20 protein-coding genes and 1 pseudogene are annotated in these 23,167 nt (G+C 69.8%); 13 read left to right on the top strand and 8 right to left on the bottom strand.

Annotated features, from left to right (window positions below; genetic code table 11):
• Window positions 1-102 precede the first annotated feature (102 nt).
• Genes ACQY4O_RS05050 through ACQY4O_RS05030 form a run of 5 tightly spaced genes read left to right on the top strand, consistent with a single transcriptional unit; the run spans window position 103 to window position 4,837 of the window.
• Window positions 103-1,446: an LLM class flavin-dependent oxidoreductase gene (locus ACQY4O_RS05050; protein ID WP_428375120.1), complete on the top strand. Its 1,344-nt coding sequence runs from the start codon at window positions 103-105 to the stop codon at window positions 1,444-1,446.
• Window positions 1,447-1,451: 5 nt separating this feature from the next.
• Window positions 1,452-2,501 carry an ABC transporter substrate-binding protein gene (locus ACQY4O_RS05045; RefSeq protein WP_428375119.1) on the top strand — a complete coding sequence of 350 codons (1,050 nt, stop codon included), beginning with the start codon at window positions 1,452-1,454 and terminating at the stop codon, window positions 2,499-2,501.
• Entirely contained in the window at window positions 2,494-3,321 is an 828-nt protein-coding gene (locus ACQY4O_RS05040) for an ABC transporter ATP-binding protein (protein ID WP_428375118.1), read from the top strand. Before ACQY4O_RS05045 ends, ACQY4O_RS05040 begins: the two co-directional genes overlap by 8 nt.
• Window positions 3,318-4,070, top strand: coding sequence for an ABC transporter permease (locus ACQY4O_RS05035; RefSeq protein ID WP_428375117.1), 753 nt, complete (start codon window positions 3,318-3,320; stop codon window positions 4,068-4,070). Before ACQY4O_RS05040 ends, ACQY4O_RS05035 begins: the two co-directional genes overlap by 4 nt.
• Window positions 4,067-4,837, top strand: a complete 771-nt coding sequence (locus ACQY4O_RS05030; RefSeq protein ID WP_428375116.1) for an ABC transporter permease — start codon at window positions 4,067-4,069, stop codon at window positions 4,835-4,837. The genes ACQY4O_RS05035 and ACQY4O_RS05030 overlap by 4 nt, the downstream gene beginning before the upstream one ends.
• A gap of 18 nt (window positions 4,838-4,855) precedes the next feature.
• Here ACQY4O_RS05030 and ACQY4O_RS05025 read toward each other — a convergent pair whose 3' ends face one another.
• From ACQY4O_RS05025 to ACQY4O_RS05015, 3 genes are read right to left on the bottom strand one after another with little or no spacing between them, the layout of a single operon-like run.
• Complete coding sequence (locus ACQY4O_RS05025; protein WP_428375115.1) at window positions 4,856-5,533, bottom strand: hypothetical protein; 678 nt, start codon at window positions 5,531-5,533, stop codon at window positions 4,856-4,858.
• Window positions 5,530-7,413, bottom strand: a complete 1,884-nt coding sequence (locus ACQY4O_RS05020) for a hypothetical protein (protein ID WP_428375114.1) — start codon at window positions 7,411-7,413, stop codon at window positions 5,530-5,532. The genes ACQY4O_RS05025 and ACQY4O_RS05020 overlap by 4 nt, the downstream gene beginning before the upstream one ends.
• 6 nt (window positions 7,414-7,419) lie before the next feature.
• A complete protein-coding gene (locus ACQY4O_RS05015; protein ID WP_428375113.1) occupies window positions 7,420-8,388 on the bottom strand; it encodes a mitochondrial fission ELM1 family protein in 969 nt (322 codons plus the stop codon).
• Window positions 8,389-8,485: 97 nt separating this feature from the next.
• On the opposite strand from ACQY4O_RS05015, the gene ACQY4O_RS05010 reads away from it, so the two are divergent.
• Window positions 8,486-9,637, top strand: a complete 1,152-nt coding sequence (locus tag ACQY4O_RS05010; protein ID WP_428375112.1) for a DEAD/DEAH box helicase — start codon at window positions 8,486-8,488, stop codon at window positions 9,635-9,637.
• 2 nt (window positions 9,638-9,639) lie between these two features.
• On the opposite strand, the gene ACQY4O_RS05005 is transcribed toward ACQY4O_RS05010, so the two are convergent.
• Together ACQY4O_RS05005 and ACQY4O_RS05000 are read right to left on the bottom strand one after the other, a co-directional pair.
• A complete protein-coding gene (locus ACQY4O_RS05005; RefSeq protein WP_428375111.1) occupies window positions 9,640-10,794 on the bottom strand; it encodes a glycosyltransferase in 1,155 nt (384 codons plus the stop codon).
• A gap of 1 nt (window position 10,795) precedes the next feature.
• Window positions 10,796-12,166, bottom strand: coding sequence for a glycosyltransferase family 4 protein (locus ACQY4O_RS05000; protein WP_428375110.1), 1,371 nt, complete (start codon window positions 12,164-12,166; stop codon window positions 10,796-10,798).
• A gap of 114 nt (window positions 12,167-12,280) precedes the next feature.
• Here ACQY4O_RS05000 and argE point away from each other — a divergent pair, with 114 nt between their 5' ends.
• Together argE and ACQY4O_RS04990 are read left to right on the top strand one after the other, a co-directional pair.
• Window positions 12,281-13,471 carry an acetylornithine deacetylase gene (gene argE, locus ACQY4O_RS04995; RefSeq protein WP_428375109.1) on the top strand — a complete coding sequence of 397 codons (1,191 nt, stop codon included), beginning with the start codon at window positions 12,281-12,283 and terminating at the stop codon, window positions 13,469-13,471.
• Window positions 13,468-14,562, top strand: coding sequence for a peptidase M14 (locus tag ACQY4O_RS04990; protein ID WP_428375108.1), 1,095 nt, complete (start codon window positions 13,468-13,470; stop codon window positions 14,560-14,562). The genes argE and ACQY4O_RS04990 overlap by 4 nt, the downstream gene beginning before the upstream one ends.
• A 124-nt stretch (window positions 14,563-14,686) precedes the next feature.
• Here ACQY4O_RS04990 and glyA read toward each other — a convergent pair whose 3' ends face one another.
• The gene (gene glyA, locus ACQY4O_RS04985) at window positions 14,687-16,015 is read right to left on the bottom strand and encodes a serine hydroxymethyltransferase (protein ID WP_428375107.1); all 1,329 of its coding nucleotides are present in this window, start codon (window positions 16,013-16,015) and stop codon (window positions 14,687-14,689) included.
• Between the two features lie 180 nt (window positions 16,016-16,195).
• Between glyA and ACQY4O_RS04980 the strand changes: the two genes are divergently transcribed.
• Complete coding sequence (locus ACQY4O_RS04980) at window positions 16,196-17,653, top strand: amino acid permease (protein WP_428375106.1); 1,458 nt, start codon at window positions 16,196-16,198, stop codon at window positions 17,651-17,653.
• Here ACQY4O_RS04980 and ACQY4O_RS04975 read toward each other — a convergent pair.
• Together ACQY4O_RS04975 and ACQY4O_RS04970 are read right to left on the bottom strand one after the other, a co-directional pair.
• Window positions 17,643-18,113, bottom strand: a complete 471-nt coding sequence (locus ACQY4O_RS04975) for a type II toxin-antitoxin system VapC family toxin (RefSeq protein WP_428375105.1) — start codon at window positions 18,111-18,113, stop codon at window positions 17,643-17,645. The genes ACQY4O_RS04980 and ACQY4O_RS04975 overlap by 11 nt on opposite strands.
• Window positions 18,114-18,117: 4 nt before the next feature.
• The gene (locus ACQY4O_RS04970) at window positions 18,118-18,357 is read right to left on the bottom strand and encodes a type II toxin-antitoxin system Phd/YefM family antitoxin (RefSeq protein ID WP_428375104.1); all 240 of its coding nucleotides are present in this window, start codon (window positions 18,355-18,357) and stop codon (window positions 18,118-18,120) included.
• 284 nt (window positions 18,358-18,641) lie between these two features.
• Between ACQY4O_RS04970 and ACQY4O_RS04965 the strand changes: the two genes are divergently transcribed.
• From ACQY4O_RS04965 to ACQY4O_RS04950, 4 genes and pseudogenes are all read left to right on the top strand, one after another.
• The gene (locus ACQY4O_RS04965; protein ID WP_428375103.1) at window positions 18,642-19,058 is read left to right on the top strand and encodes a transposase; all 417 of its coding nucleotides are present in this window, start codon (window positions 18,642-18,644) and stop codon (window positions 19,056-19,058) included.
• Window positions 18,992-19,411, top strand: a pseudogene (locus ACQY4O_RS04960) (transposase); the annotation flags it as partial. The gene ACQY4O_RS04965 and the pseudogene ACQY4O_RS04960, both read left to right, overlap by 67 nt.
• 291 nt (window positions 19,412-19,702) lie before the next feature.
• Window positions 19,703-20,710, top strand: coding sequence for a porphobilinogen synthase (gene hemB / locus ACQY4O_RS04955; protein ID WP_428375102.1), 1,008 nt, complete (start codon window positions 19,703-19,705; stop codon window positions 20,708-20,710).
• 55 nt (window positions 20,711-20,765) lie between these two features.
• On the top strand, window positions 20,766-23,111 hold the full coding sequence (locus tag ACQY4O_RS04950) for a penicillin acylase family protein (RefSeq protein ID WP_428375101.1): 2,346 nt from the start codon (window positions 20,766-20,768) through the stop codon (window positions 23,109-23,111).
• The last annotated feature ends 56 nt before the right edge of the window (window positions 23,112-23,167 follow it).

Genomic DNA, 23,167 nt, shown 5'->3' with positions numbered 1-23,167 from the left:
ACGACGCTCGACTGCAGCGCAGATCGGGGCGCCCGGCAACCTCTGGCCCGACAAAGAGTGGCCTGCGGTTTGCAAAGCCCGACCGGGTTTCGGAGGCTCCGGATGAAGCGCCAGGTCTGTCTCGCCGTCCTGCTGCATGGCGGCCGCTTTTCGTGGAAATACCCGGCGGCGAAGGCCGAGGGCGACCACGACATCGAGATGTACAAGGCCTTGGCGCAGACCGCCGAGCGCGGTCGCTTCGACATCATCTTCATGGCGGACGGCTACTCCACCAAGGATGACGGGCTCGCCCCGGACGCGCTGCGCTCGATGAGCACCCTGGTGCATTTCGACCCGCTGAGCCTGCTGGCGGTGCTGTCCACCGTCACCACCCGGATCGGCCTCGTCTGCACCGGCTCGACCACCTACAACGAGCCCTACGACCTCGCCCGGCGCCTGGCCACGCTGGACCATATGAGCGGCGGCCGCATCGGCTGGAACGTGATCACCTCGCAGATGACCAGCGAGGCGCTCAATTTCGGCTATGATGGGCCGCTCTCGACCGAGGCGCGCTACGCCCGAGCGCGCGAATTCCTCGATGTGTGCCTGGGGCTCTGGGACAGCTGGGAGGACGACGCCTTCCCGCGCGACAAGGCCTCCGGCACCTATGCCGATCCCGCGAAGATGCATGTGCTGAACCACAAGGGCCGGTTCTTCAAGGTGCGCGGGCCGCTCAACGTCGCGCGCATGCCGCAAGGCTATCCGGTGATCTGCCAGGCGGGCGAATCCGAGGAAGGCCGCGAGTTCGCGGCGCAGTCCGCCGACATGATGTACGGCAAGGCCACGTCGCTCGCGCACGGCCAGGCCTTCTACGGGCCGATGAAGGCGCGCCTCGCCAAGTACGGCCGCTCGCCCGACAGCCTCAAGATCATGCCGGGCCTGTGCTGCGTGGTCGGCCGCACCCTGCAGGAGGCGCGCGACAAATTCGACGCCGTGCAGGCGACCATCAGCACGGTCGAGGCGCGCGCCTTCGCCGTGCAGTTCATGGGGCCGGAGTTCGATCTGGACATGGATCCGACGCAGCCGATGCCGGACCTGCCGCCGCTGACCGCGATCGCCGCGCGCAAGCGCATCGGGATCGACCGCGACGGCAGGCGCCTGTCCCTGGTCGAGCTTGGACGCTGGATCGCCGCCTGCATGGGACATCTGACGCTGATCGGCACGCCCGCCAGCATCGTCGACGAGATGGAGCGCTACATCGACGAGGGCGGCTCCGACGGCTTCGCGCTGATGCCGCACTATCTGCCGGGCAATCTCGATGACTTCGTGGCGCTGGTGGTGCCGGAACTGCAACGTCGCGGGCGCCTGCGCACGGACTATACCGGAACCACGCTGCGCGACACGCTCGGCCTGCCGCGTCCGCCCAACCGCCACGCCGCCGGCGCCGGAGCGCACGCCGCGGAATGAGCCCCGTGCTGGGCCGCCCCGTGCTCGGCCGTCGCGCGCTGGGCATGGGTCTCGCTACCCTGGCGATGCCGGCGGTGCTGCGTGCTCAGGCGGGGGCAGCGCAGGCGGCGCGTCCGCCCGATCTCGGCCCCTACGCCATACGCCTGACCTGGATCCGCAATGCCCAGTTCGCCGGCGAGTATTTCGCCGACAGCCGCGGCTACTATCGCGACGAGGGCTTCTCCGCGGTGGACCTGCAGAGCGGCGGCCCCGGCGCCCCGCCGACCGAGATCGACCTGTCCCAGGGCAAGTGCCTGATCGGCATCTCGGCGATCGACCTGACCGCGGCGGCCATCGCGCAGGGAGCAGGCCTGCGCACGATCGGCTGCCTGTTCCAGAAGAGCGCCTTCTGCCTGCTGTCGCTCGCCGGCCGGCCGATCGAGGGTCCGAAGGCGATGATCGGCAAGCGCATCGGCGTGCAGGGCGGCAACCAGGTCATCTTCGCGACCTTCCTGCAGCTGAACGGCATCGATCCCGACCGCGTGACCACCGTGCCGGTGCAGTTCGATCCGACGCCCCTGGTGGCCGGCGAGGTGGATGGCTGGGTCGGCTACATCGCCAACGAGCCGAACCAGCTGAAGCGGCGCGGCATCGCCGCCACCAGCTTCCTGTTCGCCGACCACAACTATCCGCTGCTGATGGAGACCTACGTCGTCCGCGCGGACTCTGCCCTGCACGACCGCGAGCGGCTGAAGGCGGCGCTGCGGGCGGAGCTGCGCGGCTGGAAGGACAATCTCCGCGACCCCGTGGGCGGTGCGGCACTGGCACTCGATCGCTACGGCCAGCGCCTCGGCCTGAACCGCGATTCCGAGATCATGCAGTCCAGAACGGAGAACACCCTGATCACGTCGCCGGAGACCGAGGCGAACGGCCTGTTCACGCTGACCCCGGAGCGCATGGAGCGCAACGTGAAGGTGCTGCGCGATCTCGGCAACGAGGTCAGCCAGGAGAGCCTGTTCGACATGTCGTTGCTTGCCGAGATCTACCACGAAGACCCCACCCTTATCCGTGTCTAGCGTCGCCTCCGTGGTCGCGGCGCGATTCGAGGCCGGCCTGCGCCCGGCTGGATCCGGGATCGACATGACCGGCGTGTCCAAGGGCTTCCGGGTCGGACGACGTTCGCTGCCGGCGCTGGACCGGCTCGACCTGCAGACGTCCGAGAACAGCTTCGTGTCGCTGCTGGGCCCGTCGGGCTGCGGCAAGTCGACGGCGCTGCGCATCCTGGCCGGGCTCGAGCAGGCCGATGCCGGACAGGCGCTGGTGCATGGCGAGACACCGGCCGAGCTGGTCTCGCAGCACCATCTCGGCATCGCCTTCCAGGACAGCGCACTGCTGCCCTGGCGCTCGGTGGAAGCGAACATCCGGCTGCCGCTGGAGGTCGCGGGCCAGCGGCCGGCGCCGGGCCTGATCGCCGATCTGGTGGCCCTCGTCGGGCTGGTCGGCTTCGAGCGGGCACGCCCGGCGCAGCTCTCGGGCGGCATGCGCCAGCGCGTCGCCATCGCGCGCGCGCTGGTGCTGCAGCCGCGTGTGCTGCTGCTCGACGAGCCGTTCGGGGCGCTGGACGACATGACGCGGCAGCGGCTCAATCTGGAGCTGCAGCGGATCTGGACCGAGCGTCCGGCCACCACCCTGATGGTGACGCACGGGATCGCGGAGGCCGTGCTGCTGTCCGACCAGGTGGCGGTGATGAGTGCCCGACCCGGCCGCATCATCGCCCTGGTGCCGATCGGGCTGAAGCGGCCGCGCACCGCTGCCATGATGCGCAGCCCGGAATTCCACGCCTACCACGACCGGCTAAGCGAGCGGCTGTTCGGGACAGAGGGCGAAGCCGAATGATGCGGGCAGTCCGGCTGCTGGCCGCCCCCCTCGTCCTGCTGGCGTTCTGGAGCGTGGCTGCCCTGTTCGATGCCGGGCCGGCCGGTCTGGTGCCGGCGCCATGGGTCGTCCTGGCGCAGATCATGCGCGACGGCTGGGCATTCTACGGCCCCAATATCTGGCCCACCCTCGGCGAGGCCGCGCGCGGCTTTCTCTGGGGCAACGGGCTGGCGATCGGCATCGCCCTGCTGGTGCTGCTGCTGCCGGCCCTGCAGCGCGTCGTGCTGCAGCTTGCTGCGGTGAGCTACTGCATTCCGGTGATCGCGGTCGGTCCGTTGCTGACCCTGGTATTCGGCGGACGCACCCCGATGGTGGCGCTCTCGGCGCTGTCGGTGTTCTTCACGACGCTCGTCGGCCTGCTGATGGGCGTGCGTGCCACCGACCCGACCAGCCTGGAGCTGGTGCGCGCCTGTGGCGGCGGCCGCTGGCACTGTTTCCGACGGGTGCAGCTGCCATCCTGCCTGCCGGCGCTGTTCGCGGCGCTGGGCATCGCGGCACCCGCCTCGCTGCTGGGCGCCATCCTCGGCGAGTGGCTGGGCGCGGTGCAGAGCGGCCTCGGGGTGGCGATGGTGGTCTCGATGCAGCAGATGGCGGCGCCGCGCTCCTGGGGCATCGCCCTGGTCAGTGGCGCGCTCGCCAGCCTGGCCTATGGGCTGGTGGCGCGGATCGGTCGCTGGCTGACGCCCTGGCGACAGGAGGGCCGCGCGTGAGTCGCCTGCTGTCGCCGCTGCTGGCGCTGGCCATCGTGCTGCTGGCCTGGACCCTGTTCCTGCACATCTTCCAGGTCAGCCCGCTGATGGGCAAGTCTCCCGCCGCCGTCGCGCACTACCTGTTCGGCATGCCGGCCTCGGGCCGCAACCGCGCCGCCCTGTTGGCGGCCCTCGAGATCACGCTGGCGCATGCCGCTTCGGGGTTCCTGCTCGGCCTTGTCCTCGGCCTCGGCAGCGCGATCCTGTTCGTGCTGTCGCCGTCGCTGGCGCGCAGCCTGCTGCCGCTCGCGACGATCCTGCGCGCGATCCCGCTGGTCGCGATGACGCCGCTCATCGTGCTGGTGTTCGGCCGCGGTCCGGCTGCGGTCGCGGTGATCGGCGGCCTCATCGTGTATTTCCCGACCCTGGTGAACAGCGTGATGGGCCTGCGCGCAGCACCCCGTTCGTCCGCGGAGCTGATCCGGGCCTACGGCGGCGGCAGCCTCGCGATGCTGCGCAAGGTGGGCCTCCCAAGCGCCCTGCCGGCGATCCTGGCCTCGATGCGGCTCTCCGCACCGGCCGCCCTGGTCGGCGCGCTGCTGGCGGAATGGCTCGCGACCGGCGACGGCATCGGCTACCGCATGCAGCGCGACATCACGTCGTTCCGGGCCGCCGACCTGTGGAGCGCGCTCGTGCTGGTGACGCTGTGTTCGCTGCTGCTGTACGCCGCGATCGCAGCGATCGAGACCGCGGTGATCAGGCGGTATGGGACCCTGGAAAGAGGCTGAGCCGCGTTGGCCGCCTGACTATGCCTGCGATGATGGAGGCCTGCGACCGGCACGTGTGCGCACGGCTTTTGCCGCAGCGGCGTTTAATCCGGCTCGTCCCAGGCTAAGGTTGCGCTTGAGGCTGGCGATCCGCCGTCGCTGAAGGAGCAACGCCTTCCCCGAAAGCGTTAGGGAAATCGTTTCCGCCGCGGCAAGGCGCTCGCGCTGCGCAGATAGCCAGGTGTCCGCGGGCTCTGCATCCTTTCGCAACGGGTATCCGATCCTATCGGCAGCGCGCCTCGACGAAACTGGATGATCGGCCCTATTGCTGCGTTCGACGGCGGCACGCGCAAACGTCAGGTAGAGTTCCTCACCCCACTGGCCCATGCCGAAATTGACGGCGATGCAAACCAGCCGGACGTTGCCGGGAATATATCCACGGAGCGATGAAATGCGATCGAGGCTTGGCGCGAAGGGGTGCTTTACCAGCACGCCCGCAAACTCATCCAGCCTGAACCGCACTCCCGAGACAGCGCAAAGCCCGTCCTGCGCCTGGAATAGTCGTTCGCCTTCGTCGTTCGGGAGATCGTGCGCGAACTGCGCCCGCTCCGCTCGAAGACGGCTGCGCGGAACCAGGGCACGGAGCCACCTGGTCATGGTCGGATCGCAGGGTGCGGCTTCCACCATATCGAAACGGCGAGGCTGCTCGACCGTCAAAACCCGAACATGTGGTCCAGCGAGACGCGACCGCCGTCCTGCATCAGCCCGTGATAGCCGAACAGCCGGCAGGTGGTGTCGCGGATCAGCACGTAGCCGCGCGGACCGGCCTGCTGCAGCAAGGCGTCACCGAAAACCAGGTGCGGCCAGACCATCATCGAGCCGCAGCAGGCGATCTCGATCGGGCGTTCCGCCACCACCTCGCCCTCGCCGTCATGCAGCACCAGCCGCGTGCTCGACCGTGGGCGCCAGGGCGCCGAGGCCGGATAGATCAGCGCCGAGAAGCTGCGCTTCTCACCGGAGCCGAGCTTGAGGAACAGTCGCGTCGACAGGCCGGGCGGCGGCCCGGAATAGGATTGCGGCTCGTCGCGATAGGTCATCGCGGTGTTGAAGATATGCGCCCCGAAACTGGTCTCGGCGACATGCCCGCTTGCCACGTGCTCGTAACGGACCAGGGCGTGCATCCAGCCATCCGCCTCGCCGCCGTCGCGAAAGTCATAGACCAGCTCGGCATGGCCTTCGGGTGCCGCCAGCGTGCCGAGATCCAGTGCGATGTCATGGTCGCGCGGCAGGCAGCCGAGGAAATGCTCGCCGGATTTGTGGCCCTCGGCATCGAACAGGTCGATGCGCAGCGGCAGCGTGCGCTGGCTCGGCGCCATCGGCGCCGGCTGCACGATGGAGCGGAAGTTCCGAGGATCCAGCACCGGGAACGGCAGGATGTAGCCGCGCCCCAGCAGCGAAGCCAGGGTGGGGATGCCGGAATCGGGCACGAGGTCGGCGCGCTCGACATTCATGTGCGCGATCCGGGTGCGGCCGGCGCGCACCACCTCGTAGCGCGGCCGCACCATGTGCCGCCCGCAGCGCAGCTCGATCTGTGCCGGCCAGCGCAGCCCGGGCAGCAGGCCCGCGACATCCACGGCGACGCTCGCGTACGGCGCCACCTCGAACGGGAGTGCTGCCGGCCGCTCGCGCCCCATGCGGTCAAGCTGGATCGCACCGGGTGGGATCGGCGCCGCGTGGCTGTTCTGCACCCAAAGCAGCACCCGCTCGTCGAGGCGCGGCGCCGGCAGGTTGGCGTAGCGGTCGGACGGCCAGGCATTGGCGTCGTGCGTCACCGACAGGCTCTGGTTGCCGTCATGGCCGTAGGTATCGAGCGCGTACTTCACCACGTCATGGCCGGCGACCCCGATGGCGTGCACGAACAGCTGGCCGCTGAACGCCGGCAGGCCGAACCGCTCGCGCACCTCGCGACTGTCGATCCCGATGCCGGCCGCCCCTTGCGGCACCGCCTGCTCCCAGGTCGCCAGTGCGTGGCCGGCGCCGTCATAGAGGCGCAGCCAGAGCCGCACGGTGGTGGCACCGTAGGCTTGCCAGTAGTTCGCGGTGACCAGGCTCGTCGAGAGGCCGCCCGCGTCGCGGAAGAAGGCGAAGTTGGTGGCGAAGTTCAGCCGGTCGAGATAGCGCCTCGGATTGGTCAGCATGCCGTCGGGCAGCCGCGCCGCGTCCAGCGTCAGCACCTCGATATGGGCCGGCACCATGTGGGCGATGCGGGCCAGGATCCGGTCCGCGTCGAAGGCAGCGACCAGCAGCACCGACGCCTCGGAGCGCGTGATCCCGGTCAGCGCGCGGGCCGCGACCCCGAGCGTTTCCCTCCCGACCAGCGTCACGTCGTGCACGTAGAGTTCGCGCGGCGCCGGCACGTCCGGATGCAGCGCATAGAGCATCGCGCAGGCGCCGTCCGGATCATAGACCGCGAGACGGCCCCTCTCCTGCAGGTGCTGCGCGAGACGCGCCACCGCCTCCGCCGCCAACGGGTGCGCCAGCGCCTTGTAGAGCACGTTGCCCCCCTGGCGGGCGTCATAGGTCTGGATGTCCAGCATCTCGTCTCACTCGTGTCCAAGGCCGCGCGGAGCAACCGGGTCGGCCATCCCCAGCCGCCGCCGCATCTCGTGCGCCACCGCGGGGGTATCGTCCAGCGGCTCGGTCGGCCAGTGCTGCAGGCGGCCATCGAACATGCGTATGCGGCCGGCCTGCTGCAACGTGCGCAGGAACAGGCCGATCCTGCGTGACCGGCCCGGCAGTGGCGCCACCAGCACCGGAACGGTGGTCGCCGCCGCCTCGGACACCATCGACACGCTGTCGGCGGTGACCACGATGGCATCCGCGCAGGCCAGCAGGCCGAAATAGGGATTGTCGCCCTGCATGTCCCAGATCCAGGCGCCCAGCGGCGACAGCGCCGCGGCCAAAGCCGCCCGCACCTCGGGCGCGGTGCGCCGCGACGGCGTCAGGGCAAGCCCGACCCGTTCGCTGCGCATGATGCCGGCGAGCTGCGCCGCCAGCGCCTGTCCGGTGGGCAAATCGAGCCGGAACCGGCCGTTGGAGCCGCCGACCAGCACCGCCACCAGCGGCCGCGGCAGATGCGCGAGGTGCTGCGCCCAGACCTCGCGCGCCGCCGCCAACACCGTTGGGCCGACGCGGTGCAGCGCGTTGCGCGACAGCAGCACGTTCGCGCCCACGATCTCGTCATGCGTGTTGGCAACCACCAGGTCGAAGCGGTCGAAGCGCATGCGCGGGTTCTGGATCTGCACCACCTGCCGCCCCTGCCGTCGCAGCGCGGCACCCACCGCGGCCGCCACGCCACCGACCCCGAGCACGAGCCCCTCCGGCAGCTGGCCGAGCGGTGCGATGGCATGCAGCGGCGCCGGCCAGCGCGCCGCCGGCAGCCAATGCCACGGACGCCGCGCCACCAGCGCATGCACGCTCGGCACCAGCCCGGCCCGCTCGGCAAGGCCGCGCGCCTGCGCCTCCAGCCCGGCATAGGGCTGTGCCAGGATCACTGCATGATCAACGTCCATGCGGATGCATGTGCGAGCCGGTCCCCGTGCGCGTCAACGTCCGCTTGACCGCGTTTGCCGCCGTCTGCGAAGAGCGGGCCTCAGAAAGGCCTCTCCCATGAGCAGCTTTGCAGAGCTTGGCCTCGCGGCGCCGATCCTGGCGGCGCTGCGCCAGCAGGACTATGCCGAACCCACGCCGATCCAGGCGCAGGCGATCCCGCCGATCCTGCGCGGACGCGACGTGCAGGGACTGGCGCAGACCGGCACCGGCAAGACCGCGGCCTTCGCCCTGCCGATCCTGCATCGGCTGCTGGCCTCAGCCCTACCGGCCCCGCCACGCTGCTGCCGCGCTTTGCTGCTGGCGCCGACACGCGAACTCGCCAGCCAGATCGCGGGCAGCCTGCGCGCCTACGGCCGCGGCACCGGCCTGCGCGTGGCCTTGCTCTATGGCGGCGTGCCGAAGCAGCGGCAGACCCGCACGCTGGCTGCCGGCATCGACATCGTCGTCGCCACTCCGGGACGCCTGCTCGACCATCTCGGGGACCGCACGCTCAACCTCGACGCCACCGGCATCTTCGTGCTGGACGAGGCCGACCACATGCTCGCTCTCGGCTTCATCGCCGACATCCGCCGGATCGTGGCGCTCCTGCCGCCCGATCGGCAGAACCTGTTCTTTTCCGCCACCATGCCGGCGGAGATCGCGGCCCTCGCCCGTGACCTGCTGCGCGATCCGGTGCAGGTGGCGGCGGCAGCCGCGGCGATCACCGCGGACGGCATCGAGCAGCGCGTGATGTTCACCGACACCCAGCGCAAGCGGCCGCTGCTGGTCGAGATCCTCAGCCGGCTACAGCGCGGCCGGCGGCAGCACAGCCGGATCCTGGTGTTCACCCGCACCAAGCAGGGAGCGGACCAGGTCGTGGCGTTCCTGGACCGCGCGCGGCTGCCGGCGACCGCGATCCACGGCGACAAGAGCCAGGCGGCCCGCGAGCGGGCGCTGGCCGCCTTCCGCGACGGCGAGGTCATGGTGCTCGTCGCCACCGACGTCGCCGCGCGCGGCATCGACATCGACGACGTCACCCACGTGATCAATTTCGACATGCCGAACCTGCCGGAGACCTACGTGCACCGGGTCGGCCGCACGGCCCGGGCCGGTCAGCGCGGGGTCGCGATCTCGCTGTGCGATCCCTCCGAGCGCGCCTTCCTGCGCGCCATCGAGAAGCTCACCCGCATTCGCATGATCGTCTCCGAACCGTTCCAGCTCGCGGCCTGATTTCAGACCGGCGCCGGGTCGGATCGCGCAGCATCCTGCGCCCTGGGCCGCTCGTGCGTCACGCCGGGGAGCAGCAACTCGATCTGGCGGCTGAGGCTGCGCGCCATCTCCAGCCACAGCCCGAGCGGATCAGGCGCCATCGCCGGCAGCGCGGGCGGGTCGTCCAGCAGCCGCGCCAGGCAGGCCCCGATGCTGCCGGCATCCGGCTCACACAGCAGCGCCATCGCCTCGCCACGGAACTGCTCGACCAGGCCGCCGACCCGGGTCGCCACCACCCAGCGTCCGGCCGCGAGCGCGATCGCCGCCACCCCGCTCTGGCTGGCCTCGCGATAGGGCAGCACCACCGTGTCGGCCCACGCCACCAGGCGGCCGACCTCGTCCTCCGGCACCCAGCGATTCTCGACCTGCACGCCCGGCAGCCGTGCCAGCGCGTCGAGCGTCGGGGTATGCGGCCCCTCGCCGACCACGCGCACCTCGAGCCGCCCGCGCCCGAGACCGGCGGCCTCCAGCCCGCGCAGCGCGGCCTCGAACAGATCGAGCCCCTTGTACGGCAGCAGGCGGCCGAAGCAGAGCAGACGCATCGGGCCGTCGTGCGAAAGCGGCGGCGGCGGCCGGCTTGCCTGGAACACCAGGGGCGGCAGCCTGGCCTCGAGCAACGGCCGGCCGCGCGCCGCCGGCTGCTGCCGCAGCCGGGCGGCGACGTGACCGGTCAGGGCCACCAGGGCGGCGGCACGGCGGATCAGGGCGCGCTGCAGCGCCATCTGCAGCGGCAGCCCGTCCCCCGGATGCAGCTCGGCATCATGCACCGTGACCACCATCGGGATGCGAAGCCGGCGCAAGGCCAGGGCCATCGGCAGGTCGAGCGGTCCCGGCATCGCACAAATGGCGACATCGGGTGCGAGGGCACGCAGCCGCCGCACCAGCCACGGGATCGAGACCGGCGCCAGCAGCAGGCGCCAGGCATAGCCCGCGGCGCCGGCGTAGGTTGCGACCGGCAAGGCGCAGGCGGGCGCGTCGGACGCCGCGAGGATCTCGGCGCGGTTCGAGAGCGACAGGAACACCGTGTGGCCGGGCAACGCGCGCAGGGCGGCGGCAAGCTCGGCGGCCATGCGCGGGCCGGCCCCACGACGTCCCCATTGCCACACCAGGACGCGCATCTCAGTCCGAACCAGGCCCGGAGTGCTGATACCCGGAGAGCTGGGGCTCGGAGAGCTGGGGCCCGGAGAGCTGGGGCCCGGCATAGCCGATCGCCGCCAGGGCCCGCCGCAGACCCTCGGCGCCGAAGCGTTCACCGGCCACCAGGCGGGCGCGCTCGCCGAGCGCCTTCCGCCACTCCGGCGCGTCCGCCAGCCGGCGCAGCGCCTGCGCCGCCGCGTCGGTATCGGCGTCCGCCCAGACGGCGCCGGGCGCCTGGAACACGCCGCGCGGATCCCGCGCCTCGACCAGGCGGCAGGCGACCGGGACGCCACAGCTCTCGTCGAGGAACTCGGCGGTGGCCGACCAGTCGGTGGCAACCACCGCGCGGCCGAGCAGCATCGCCTGCGCCGGTACCAGTCCGAACCCCTCGCTGCGATGCAGCGACAGCACGATGTCGGCGCTGCGGGTCAGGGCGTGCATGTCCGCCTCGGCCAGCATCCGTGTCTCGATCCTGATATTGTCGCAGCCATCGATCGCCTCGCGCAGCCGGTCCATGTCGCCGGGATAGTGACCTGCATGCCCAGCCTTGATTAGCAGTATGCGGTCAGGCCGGTCACCGAAGGCTTTACGAAACGCAACGATGGCGGCGAGCGGGTTCTTGCGCTCGAAGGCCGAGGCAACGCTGAACGAGACCAGCACCACCAGCGCCGCCTCGGGCAGCCCGAAGGCGGCGCGTCCGAGGGGCGCCGGCGCCGGCGGGCTGAGCGCCAGCGGGATCGGCACCACCCGCACGCGTCCCGGCAGCAGCGTCTCCAGTGCCGCGGCGGTGAATGCCGACGGCGCCCACACCTCGTGCACGCAGGAAGCGGCCGGGCGCCAGCTCGGCGGCACCGACTGCAGCTCCCACGCCCAGTAGCCGATCACGCGCCGGCCGCGCACCAGGCCGCGTGGCAGCCGCAGCAGGGCCGCCGGCAGCACCGGCGCATTGACGTGCAGCAGCAACGCCAAGCCGTCCGGAAGATCGGGCGCCACCGGGGCCGAGGCGCTACCCGGCGCCTTCTCCCCGGGCACGTCGAGACCGGCTTGTAATGCCGCCGTCGGCACGCCGATCCGGTCCAGGGCGCGATGCATGATGCGTGCGGCCTCGCCGAGCCCGGAGGCGCGCCCGACCTCGCCACCGACGATCACACCGCGGCAATGCTCCGGCGGCCGCCGGTCCGGCTTCGGCGCCAGCCGGGCGCCCAGACGTGCCAGCAGCAGGCGCCGGCCCTCGGGCGGGAACCGGCGCCAGAGCCGGTGCAGCGGATGCAGGCCAGTCTGGTTCGGGCCAGTCTGGTGCGGGCCAGTCTGGTGCGGGCCAGTCTGATGCGGGGCATTCGGAGAGGCAGGCATCGTGACCCTTGATCGGCAGGGTGCCGGCTTGCCGGCATCCACGGCCACCCGCACAGACACCATTGCCGCGCCGGTCGCCCCGTATAGACTGCCGCGATGGCTGTTACAGACCAAATGAGCACGCCGGAAATCCTGGAGGCGCTGGTCGGCTTCGATACGACGAGCCGCCGGTCCAACCTGCCGCTGATCGACTGGGTGCGGACGTATCTCGACCGGCAAGGCGTCTCCTATCGCCTGACCCATGACGAGACCGGCGAAAAGGCGAACCTGCACGCCATCATCGGCCCCCAGGTCGAAGGCGGCCTCGCCCTCTCCGGCCATGTCGATACGGTGCCGGTCGATGGCCAGGCCTGGAGCACCGACCCGTTCCGGCTGACCGGCAAGGACGGAAAGCTGTATGCGCGCGGCGCCGTCGACATGAAGGGCTTCGTCGCCTCCTGCCTCGCCGCCGTGCCCGACCTGAAGGCGCTGCCGCTGCAGCGGCCGGTGCACCTGTTCATCTCCTACAACGAGGAGGTCGATTGCGCAGGTGCCAGGGTTCTGGTGCGCGACCTCGAGGCCGGTCGCCTCAGGCCCGCTGTCTGCGTGGTCGGCGAACCCTCCGGCATGAAGCCGATCACGGCGCACAAGGGACGGCTGTCCGTGCGGGTCACGGTGCGCGGGCGGCCCGGCCATTCCAGCGTGCCCGCGAACGGGGTCAATGCGATCCATGCCGGCGCCGAGGCGATCGCCTGGATCGCCGCCGAAGCCCGCCGCCTGCAGGCCGAGGGCCGGCGCGAGGACGGCTTCGATCCGCCGCACAGCACCATCCATACCGGGCTCGTCGAGGGCGGCTCGATCCTGAACATCATTCCCGGGCGCGCCAGCTTCGAGATGGAATGGCGCACCATTCCCGGCGATGACGCCGAGGTGGAACTCGCCCGCCTGCAGCGCCATGCGCGCGAGGCCATCGAAAGCTGGATGCATCGCGTCGATCCGGCGACCGGCTTCACCTTCGAGCCGCTCGACACGCTGCCGCCGCTGTCGCTCTCGCCGGAGCACGCGCTGGTGGCGCTGGTCAAGCAGGCCTCCGGCGCCAACCATCACGGCAAGGTCTCCTACGGCACCGAGGCCGGCATCTTCCAGAATGCGGGGATCGCCAGCATCGTCTGCGGCCCGGGCGACATCGCCCAGGCGCATCAGCCCGACGAGTGGATCGCGCGTGACCAGCTGGTGGCCTGCGACAGCTTCATCCGCCGCCTCGGCTCCAGCCTCACACGGGACGCCAGCCTTACGCCGGAAGCCAGCCTGGCACGGGACACATGAGTGGCGACCTGCCTCCGTATCCGCTGCCCGGCATAACGGCGTCCGGGCTGGCCGCCGCCGGCCTGCCCCGCTTCGAGGTTCGCCTGGCCGCCCCGGATCTCTCGGACTGGCTGCCAGGCAATTGCGGCGTCGCCGGCTTCATGCATTTCGAGTCGGTCCGCCCGGGCCCGCATGTCGCCATCACCGCGCTGATGCACGGCAACGAGATCGCCGGTGCGATCGCGCTGGACGGGCTGCTGCGCAGCGGCATCCGCCCGCGGCTGGGCAGGCTGACGCTGGGCTTCCTCAACCTCGCCGCCTTCGGGCGCTTCGATCCGGCGCACCCGACGGCGTCGCGCTTCGTCGAGGAGGACATGAACCGGCTCTGGGACCGCGACGTGTTGGCCAGCAGCCGCGAGTCGCTCGAACTCACGCGGGCCCGCGCGGTGCAGCCGATCATCGACAGCGCCGACATCCTGCTCGACCTGCACTCCATGCTGTGGCCGTCCGATCCGCTCATCCTCAGCGGCCCGACGCAGAAGGGCCGCCGGCTCGCCCGCAGCGTCGGCGTGCCGGCGCTGGTGGTGGCCGACCGCGGCCATAGCAGCGGCCCGCGCCTGATCGACTATGCGGGCTTCGCGGACGAACGCGACCCGCGCATCGCCTGCCTGGTCGAGGCCGGGCCGCACTGGGAAGCGGCCACGGTCCGCACCGCGCGCCTCTCGGTGGCAAGCCTGCTGCGCCAGACCGGCCTGAGCGACGAGGCGCCCACGCCGGCGCCCCCCGACCTGGAGTTGGCAACCCCAGACTTGGAAACGCCAGACTTGGAAACGCCAGACTTGGAAACCCCAGACTTGGTATCCGACGCGGCCTCGGTCCCGACCGGGCGGTGCGCCGAGGTGACCCACGCGGTGACCGCCGCCACCAGCAATTTCAGCTTCGTGCGGCCCTATCGCGGCGGCGAGGTGATCGCGCGGCAGGGCACCCTGATCGCCCATGACGGCACCGTGCCGATCTACACCCCATACGATGACTGCCTGCTGGTCATGCCGAGCCTGCGCCCGACACGCGGGCATACCGCCATGCGGCTCGCCCGTTTCCTGGCCGAATAGTGCAGCAACCCAAACAGACCGAACCGGTCTGTTTGGGTTAAAGCTGCACTATATCAATATTCTAGTGCAGCTTTAACCCAGACAAAGCTGCTCGCTTTGTCTGGGTTGGTGCACTAGCCCGACCTCAGCGCGGATAGATCGGGTACCGCCCGCACAACGCCTTGACCTGCTCGTGCACCGCCGCCTCAACCGTCGCGTTGGCGCCGTCATTGGAGCCGCTCAGGCCATCCAGCACGTCATTGATCATCAGCCCGACGGCGCGGAACTCGTCCGGTCCGAACCCACGGCTGGTCGCCGCCGGGCTGCCGAGCCGGATCCCCGAGGTGATCGCCGGCTTCTCCGGATCATACGGGATGGCGTTCTTGTTGGCGGTGATGCCGGCCCGCTCCAGGCTCGCCTCCGCCGCCTTGCCGGTGACCCGCTTCGGCCGCAGATCGACCAGCAGCAGGTGGCTGTCGGTGCCCCCGGTCACGATCGCCAGCCCCTGCTCGATCAGCGTCTCGGCCAGCACCTGCGCGTTCTCCACCACCGCTTGCTGGTAGAGCTTGAACTCCGGCTGCAGGGCCTCCCCGAACGCCACCGCCTTGGCGGCGATCACGTGCATCAGCGGACCCCCCTGGAGGCCCGGGAACACCGCCGAGTTGAACTTGCGGCCGAGCTCGAGGTCGTTCGACAGTATCAGGCCGCCACGCGGGCCGCGCAGGGTCTTGTGCGTGGTGCTGGTCACCACATGCGCGTGCGGCAGCGGACTCGGATACAGGCCGGCCGCCACCAGGCCGGCGAAATGCGCCATGTCGACCATGAAGCAGGCGCTGACCTCGTCCGCCACCCGACGGATGCGGGCGAAGTCGATGATGCGCGGGTAGGCCGAGCCGCCGGCGATGATCAGTCGCGGCTTCTCCTCGCGGGCCAGCCGCTCCAGCTCCTCGTAATCGAGCAGCCCGTCATCGCGCCGCACGCCATATTGCACCGCGCGGAACCACTTGCCGGAGAGGTTGGGTGCCGCGCCATGCGTCAGGTGGCCGCCGGAGGCCAGGCTCATGCCCAGGATGGTGTCGCCGGCATTCAGCAGCGCAAGGAACACCGCCTGGTTGGCCTGCGCGCCGGAATGCGGCTGCACGTTGGCGTACTGGGCCGAGAACAGACGCTTCACGCGGTCGAGCGCCAGCGTCTCGGCGCGATCGACCTCGACGCAGCCGCCATAGTAGCGCCGGCCCGGATAGCCCTCGGCATACTTGTTGGTCAGCACGCTGCCCTGCGCCTCGAGCACCGCCCTGGAGACCAGGTTCTCGCTGGCGATCAGCTCGATGCCGTCCTGCTGGCGGACCATCTCGGCGTCGAGTGCCGCCGCCAGTTCGGGGTCCGCCTGGTGCAGCGAGGCCGAGAAGAACCGTTGCAGATCCGGGTGTCGCGCGGCGTCGGTCGGGTGGCCAGGCAGGGAATGATCGGGCATCGGACGGCTCCTGGCTGCCGGGGGCTGGCATGCGGGGTGCAAGTGCGTTCAACTAGTGCGTTCAACTGATGCCGCCATCCTAGCGCGGCAAGGCTGCCGGCGGAACCGCCCGGGCCCGCCCGGCCCGGCAAAACACGAAACGTCCGGCGTCCACGCCGGGGGATCAGGGAGACAGGTCGAATGTCGCAGGCCACCGCAACCAACGGCTCGCTCTGGCGACGCAAATCGATCGAGAGCCTGCAGGCGACCGACGACAGCCACGCGCTGCGCCGGGTGCTCGGACCGGTAAACCTGATCCTGCTCGGCATCGGCTGCACCATCGGCGCCGGCCTGTTCTCGCTCACCGGGATCGCCGCGTCGGAGAATGCCGGTCCGGCGGTGGTGATCTCCTACCTGGTCGCCGCCGTCGGCTGCGGCTTCGCCGGGCTCTGCTACAGCGAGCTGTCCAGCATGATCCCGATCGCCGGCAGCGCCTACACCTATGCCTACGCCACCCTGGGCGAGCTGGTTGCCTGGATCATCGGCTGGGACCTGGTGCTGGAATATGCGGTCGGTGCCGCGACGGTGGCGGTGAGCTGGTCGCGCTACGTGAATTCGCTGCTGCGCGACTTCGGCCTGTACCTGCCGCCGCGCCTGCTCGCATCGCCATTCGAGACCGTGAAGCTCGCCGACGGCAGCACCGCCGCCGGCCTGATCAACCTGCCCGCCGTGTTCGTCATCGTCGCCATCTCGTTTCTGCTGATGCGCGGCATCTCGGAAAGTGCCCGCGTGAATGCGGTGATCGTGGTGATCAAGGTCGCCGTCATCCTCGCGGTGATCGGCTTCGGCATCCCGTACATCAACACCGCCAACTACACCCCGTTCATCCCGCCGAACGACGGCACCTTCGGGCATTTCGGCTATTCCGGCATCATGCGCGCCGCCGGCACGATCTTCTTCGCCTATGTCGGCTTCGACGCGGTCTCCACCGCGGCCCAGGAGACCCGCAATCCCTCGCGCGACATGCCGATCGGCATTCTCGGCAGCCTGGTGGTGTGCTCGCTGGCCTATGTCGCCTTCTCGTTGGTGCTGACCGGGCTGGTCAACTACAAGGCGATGCTGAACGACGCCGCCCCGGTCGCCAGCGCCATCGACATGACGCCGTACCACTGGCTCAAGGAGCTGGTGAAGTTCGGCATCATCTGCGGCTTCACCTCGGTGATGCTGGTGCTGCTGCTGGGCCAGAGCCGGGTGTTCTACGCGATGTCGCGCGACGGGCTGCTGCCGGGCTTCTTCTCCGACATCCACCCGACTTGGCGCACGCCCTGGCGCTCCAACCTACTGTTCATGGGCCTGACCGGCGTGCTGTGCGCCTTCCTGCCGATCAGCGAGCTTGGCCACATGACCTCGATCGGCACCCTGCTCGCCTTCGTCATCGTCTGCGGCGGCGTGCTGGTGCTGCGCCGGCGCGACCCCGACCGCCCGCGCGCTTTCAAGGTTGCGGGGGGACCGATCATCCCGATCCTGGGCATCCTGTCCTGTCTTGCCCTGATGGTGTCGCTCGACGGGCTGACCTGGGTGCGGCTGTTCGTCTGGCTGGCGATCGGCTTCGTGATCTACTTCGGCTACAGCCGGCAGCACGCCCGCATCATCCAGTGAGCCTCGGTGTCCCGCATGCGATCGGCGCCGGCACGGTCTCGAACGGATCGAGCGCCGGCACGCCGAGCCTGCCGAAATGCCGCAGGTTGCGGGTCAGGATGGTGTAGCCACGCGCCTCGGCCGTGCCGGCGATGGCGAGGTCGGCGAACCCGGGCGCCTGCCCCGCGGCGCGCGCCCGGTCGGCAAGCGCTCCGGTGAGCCGCGCGACGTCCAGGTCGACGGGAAGCACCCGGGCACCGTAGAGATGCAGCAGGGTCTGCAGCCACTCCGCGAGCCGGTCGGCCTTGCGGGTCGCTCCCAGCCTGCGGCTCTTGGCAATTCCGTCTTCCAGCTCGGCCACCGTGATCACCGATAGATACAGGCCGAGGCTGTTGCGATCCATCCAGGCCGACAAGGCCGGCGAGGCAACCGCCTTGGTCGGCGCGCCGGCCGACAGCACGTCGGTATCGACGAGATACACAAGCTCAGAGCTCGACCTGTCGCAACCCGTCCTGGCGGGGCGGCACGTCGTCCGCATCGAGGGGGGCCGCCATCAGCAAGCGGCCGAACGACGGCACCTGCGAGAGACGCTGCCACTCGTCGAAACCGAGCACGACCGCCTCCGGCCTGCCATGCCGGGTGATGATGCAGGGCTCGCCCTGCCGCGCCTGGTCGATCACCGCCGACAACGTCGCCTTGGCATCCCGAAGCTGGATCTGCTGCATCACCTGTCCCCTGCGACCACTGTAGTCACCATATTCGCTTCCATTCGGCGCAGCAAGCAGTCAGTGCGGCAGTCGGAGCGCATCCGCTAGAGCATGATCCGATCGATCATGCTCTGCTTGTCGTTTGATAGAGCAGCGTCCGATCAATTGGCATCGCGAGGCGATCCCAATTGATCGGACGCTGCTCTAGGTCATGTGGACGGAATCGGCCAGGGATTCACAAGACGGTCGATCAGTGATTCATAGCGGGTCGGCAGAAGTGGACCTGTTTGATGCTGACGCGGATGAGCGAGGAGGATTGGGAGATCGTTCTGGAGGTCTTCCGGGGCTGTCTTCCGAGGCGGGGCGAGAAGGCTCGTGATGACAGACGCTTTCTCGAGGCGCTGCATTTCTTCACGCTGCAGAACGTCTCGTGGCGGGCGCTGCCAGCCGAATACGGGCTCTGGAACACGGTCTGGAAGCGGTTCTCGCGGCTGAGCAACAGCGGTGTCTTCGAGGCATTCTTTCAGTCGCTGGCCGAACTCAGCCCCAGAGCGCACCTCGTGCAGATGTTCGACAGCACTACGGTTCGCGCTCATGTCTCGGCCGCAGGTGCAAAAGGGGGCAGCAAAATCAGGCGCTTGGCCGGTCGCGCGGCGGCTTCTCGACCAAAATCCACCTCAAGACCGACTTCGATGGGCAGCCACTCGCCTTCCATCTGACCGGCGGCGAGGCCAACGACAGCCCGCAGTTCCCCCTGTTGCTCGGCATCGGTCCCGACATCAAGCCGCGTGCCGTGCTGACTGACAAAGGCTACGACGCCAAGAGCAACCGAAGCGCAGCACGAAAGCTTGGCATCGTCCCACTGATTCCGGTCCGCAAGATCACCGTCCACAGCCCCAGGCACTTCCCGAGGCTGCTCTACAAAACTCGCGCCCGTATCGAGCAGGCAGTCGGCAAGCTCAAGCGCTTCAAGCGAGTAACATTGCGATGCGAGAAAACCCGGCAGAACTACGAGTCAATCGTGGCCTTCGCCTGCGGCCTCATCTTGTCCAAATCCGTCCACATGACCTAGAGCAAGACCGGCTCAAGTTGAGCCGGTAAACTTGCTCTACCAGATTGATCTAGAGACTGCTTCACGTCTCAGGCTGGTTCAGCCTGAGACGATCAGGCTCTAGTGTCCTGCCTTTGAAATTCGCACGCGAATTTTGGAGACAAGGAGGCCACTATCTTGTTGATAAGCCTAGTGTCCACTGAGAACCAGAAGTCCTACGAACTTCTGGTTCGGGACACTAGGTGGGGGGTCGCTTTGCGTCGTCGGCTGACGGATAAAGCGGCTTCATCAGACGACCAGTCAGGGCACCGCATGACCATCGGCCGCTATCCGAGCACCCGCCTGCGACGCAACCGCCATGACGGCTTCACCCGCCGGCTGGTCGCCGAGACCCGGCTCTCGGTGGACGACCTGATCTGGCCGATCTTCGTCACCGAAGGCAGCAATACCGAAACCGAGGTGTCCTCGATGCCGGGCGTGAAGCGGGTGACGCTGGACCGGCTGGCGGCGCATGTCGCACCGGCCGCAAGGCTCGGCATTCCGGCGATCGCGCTGTTCCCGATGACGCCGCTGGACAAGCGCGACGACGAGGGCACCGAAAGTGGCAATCCGGACAACCTGATCTGCCGCAGCGCCCGGCTGCTGAAGTCCGAGTTCCCCGAGATGGGCCTGATCGGCGACGTCGCACTCGACCCCTATACAAGCCACGGCCATGACGGCGTGCTGCGCGAGGACCCCGTGCTGCGTGAAGCCTACGTGGCCAACGACGCCTCCGTCGCCGTGCTGGTCCGGCAGGCGCTGAACCAGGCGCACAGCGGCATCGACATCCTCGCCCCCTCGGACATGATGGACGGCCGCATCGGCGCGATCCGCGCAGCACTCGATGCCGAGGACCTGATCCACACCCGCCTGATGTCGTATGCGGCCAAGTATGCGAGTGCGTTCTACGGCCCGTTCCGCGACGCGCTCGGCTCCGGCGGCCTGCTGCGCGGCGACAAGAAGACCTACCAGATGGACCCGGCGAACAGCGACGAGGCGTTGCGCGAGGTCGAGCTCGACCTGCTCGAAGGTGCGGACATGGTGATGGTCAAGCCGGGCATGCCGTATCTCGACATCGTCCGCCGGGTGCGCGACCGCTTCTCGGTGCCGACCTTCGCCTACCAGGTCTCGGGCGAGTACGCGATGATCATGGCCGCCGCCGGCCGCGGCTGGCTCGATCGCGACCGCGCGATGATGGAGAGCCTGCTGGCGTTCAAGCGCGCCGGCGCCAGCGGCGTGCTGACCTACTTTGCCGTCGACGCCGCGGAGCGGCTCGCCTGAAAACGATTCCTCACGCCGCGGAGCGGCTCGCCTGAGGACGTCCCTCGCGAGACCGGTGCTGCGTCTCGCCGGCGCGGCAGCGTCAGTCGTGGTCCTGCTGCTCTGCGGCGTGGCAGGCGCGCTCTGGTGGACGCTGCCGCCGACCCGCCAGACCCTGCGCATCGCCGGCCTGTCGCATCCGGTGAGCATCAGCCTCGACGGCTACGGCATTCCGCGCATCACCGCCGCCAGCGCCGAGGATGCCGCCGCCGCCCTCGGCTTCCTGCATGCCCGCGACCGCATGTTCCAGATGGAGCTGATGCGCCGGGTCGGCTCCGGGCGCGTCGCCGAGATCGCCGGGCCAGCCGCACTCCCGATCGACCGCATGATGCGGGTGCTGGGCGTGCGCCGGCGGGCCGCGGCCGCCTATCCGGCGCTGCCCGCCGCCACACGGGCGCTGCTCGACGCCTATGCGCGGGGCGTGAATGCCGAGATCGCCGCACGCGGCCGCCTCATCGCGCCCGAGTTCCTGCTGCTCGGCGCGCCCGAGCCGTGGACGCCGGTGGACAGCCTGCTCTGGGGCCGGCTGCTGGCGCTGACGCTGGCCGGCAACTGGCGCACCGAGCTGGCGCGCCTGGCGCTCTCCGACCGCATTCCGCTGCAGCGCCAGCTTGCCCTGCAGCCGGTGCAGGACGCGGCATTGCCGCCGCAGTCGTCGCTCCCGGACCCGGCGCTGTCTCGCCTGGCGGCAGACCTCGACCGAAGCCTGCCGCGTTATCCGGCTGCCTACACCCTGCCCGCGGACGCCTCCGACGAGTGGGCGGTGGATGGCGCGCACAGCGCCACCGGCGCGCCGCTGCTGGCCGGCGACCCGCACCTCGCCCTGGGCTTTCCCGGGATCTGGTACCTCGCCCGGATCGCCCGGCCCGGCGGCGTGCTGACCGGCGCCACCGCGCCCGGGGTGCCGTTCCTGGTGCTCGGCCAGAACACCCACATCGCCTGGAGCTTCACCAGCAACGAGGCCGACTGCCAGGACCTGTTCATCGAGCGGCCGGCGCCCGGAGGCCCTCAAGGCCCGGGCGGCGGCTACCTCACCCCTGACGGCCCGCGCCCGTTCCTCACCCGCACCGAGCGCATCCGGGTGCGCGGCGGCCCGGACGTGGTGATGACGGTGCGCGAGACCCGGCACGGCCCGGTGATCAGCGACGCGCTGAGTGACGCACTCCCCGGCCGGCATGGCCGGCTGCTGGCGGTCGCGATGGAGGCGCTGGCCCCGACAACGCCGGAGCATGAGGACATCGCCGCCGGCCTCGCTGCCCTCGACGATGCCACGAGCATCGAGCAGGCCGGACGGGCCGCCGCCGCCAGCGCCGCCCCGGTGCAGAACCTGCTGGTCGCCGACCGCAGCCGGATCGCGCTGTTCACCACCGGGATGGTGCCGCTGCGTCGCGCCGGCGACGGCAGCTTTCCCCAGGATGGCGCCGATGGTGCGCATGACTGGGTCGGTGCCGCCTCCGGAGAGGCGCTCCCACACATCGTGGCGCCCGCCAGCGGCCACCTGCTCAACGGCAACGAGCGCACCGCCGGGTCCGATTTTCCGGTCTATATGGGGCGCGACTGGCCGGGCGACTGGCGGGCGCGACGCATACGTGCGCTGCTCGCGCAGACGCCTCGGCACGACGTGGACGATTTCGTGCGCATGCAGACCGACATCGCCAGCGCCTTTGCCGCGGCAACGCTGCCGGGACTGCTCGAGCGCCGCCTGCAGCCGGCCAGGGCAAGCCGCGCCGCCGCGGCGCTCGGCCTGCTCGCCGGCTGGGACGGGCGCATGACCCAGGGTGCGCCGCAGCCGCTGATCTTCAATGCCTGGATGCAGCGCTTTGTCGCCGACCGGCTGCGCGAGGGCGGCATCGACCAGGCCGTCATCGGACCCTGGCCGGATTTCGCGACATTCCTGCTCTCGGATGCCGGCCGCGCCGCCTGCCCCGACTGCGACCGGGCCCTGCTGCGCGCTCTCGAGGACGCCACCGCCGCCATCGCGGCAAGCCAGGGCGACGCCCCGCGATCGTGGCGCTGGTCCGGGCCGCATGCGGCGGTGTTCGAGAACGCCTTCCTGCACGCCCTGCCGCTGGCCGGCCGCGTGGCACGGCGCAGGATCGCGATCCCCGGCGACGACACCACCTTGTTTCGTTCCGGAAATGGCATGCTCGGCGACTTCACCGCGAGCCACGGTGCGGCGTATCGCGGTGTCTATGACCTCGCCGCCCCGGAGCGCAGCCGCTACGTCGCAACACCCGGACAATCGGGAAACTGGCTGTCCGGCGACGCGTGGAATTTGATGCACCGATGGGCAAGTGGCGATAGCATGCTGATCCCCGAGCAGCCCGGCACCCTATCGGCTGCGGCGACACTGCTTCCGTAAGTTCGAGTTCAACGCGTCAACGAGGTTTTGCCAGACCTATGAGCCCCAGACACTTG

This window comes from Lichenicoccus sp., from assembly GCF_965277665.1.
GTDB lineage: Bacteria > Pseudomonadota > Alphaproteobacteria > Acetobacterales > Acetobacteraceae > Lichenicoccus.
This window is presented reverse-complemented; position numbering and strand designations above follow the sequence as displayed.

Bases quoted from the DNA above. Each gene is read 5' to 3' on its own strand.
- ACQY4O_RS05050 (WP_428375120.1), top strand. From the start codon at position 103: ATGAAGCGCCAGGTCTGTCTCGCCGTCCTGCTGCATGGCGGCCGCTTT.
- ACQY4O_RS05035 (WP_428375117.1), top strand. From the start codon at position 3,318: ATGATGCGGGCAGTCCGGCTGCTGGCCGCCCCCCTCGTCCTGCTGGCG.
- ACQY4O_RS05020 (WP_428375114.1), bottom strand. From the start codon at position 7,413: ATGCTGGACATCCAGACCTATGACGCCCGCCAGGGGGGCAACGTGCTC.
- ACQY4O_RS05015 (WP_428375113.1), bottom strand. From the start codon at position 8,388: ATGGACGTTGATCATGCAGTGATCCTGGCACAGCCCTATGCCGGGCTG.
- ACQY4O_RS05010 (WP_428375112.1), top strand. From the start codon at position 8,486: ATGAGCAGCTTTGCAGAGCTTGGCCTCGCGGCGCCGATCCTGGCGGCG.
- ACQY4O_RS05005 (WP_428375111.1), bottom strand. From the start codon at position 10,794: ATGCGCGTCCTGGTGTGGCAATGGGGACGTCGTGGGGCCGGCCCGCGC.
- ACQY4O_RS05000 (WP_428375110.1), bottom strand. From the start codon at position 12,166: ATGCCTGCCTCTCCGAATGCCCCGCATCAGACTGGCCCGCACCAGACT.
- argE (WP_428375109.1), top strand. From the start codon at position 12,281: ATGAGCACGCCGGAAATCCTGGAGGCGCTGGTCGGCTTCGATACGACG.
- ACQY4O_RS04990 (WP_428375108.1), top strand. From the start codon at position 13,468: ATGAGTGGCGACCTGCCTCCGTATCCGCTGCCCGGCATAACGGCGTCC.
- glyA (WP_428375107.1), bottom strand. From the start codon at position 16,015: ATGCCCGATCATTCCCTGCCTGGCCACCCGACCGACGCCGCGCGACAC.
- ACQY4O_RS04980 (WP_428375106.1), top strand. From the start codon at position 16,196: ATGTCGCAGGCCACCGCAACCAACGGCTCGCTCTGGCGACGCAAATCG.
- ACQY4O_RS04970 (WP_428375104.1), bottom strand. From the start codon at position 18,357: ATGCAGCAGATCCAGCTTCGGGATGCCAAGGCGACGTTGTCGGCGGTG.
- ACQY4O_RS04965 (WP_428375103.1), top strand. From the start codon at position 18,642: ATGAGCGAGGAGGATTGGGAGATCGTTCTGGAGGTCTTCCGGGGCTGT.
- hemB (WP_428375102.1), top strand. From the start codon at position 19,703: ATGACCATCGGCCGCTATCCGAGCACCCGCCTGCGACGCAACCGCCAT.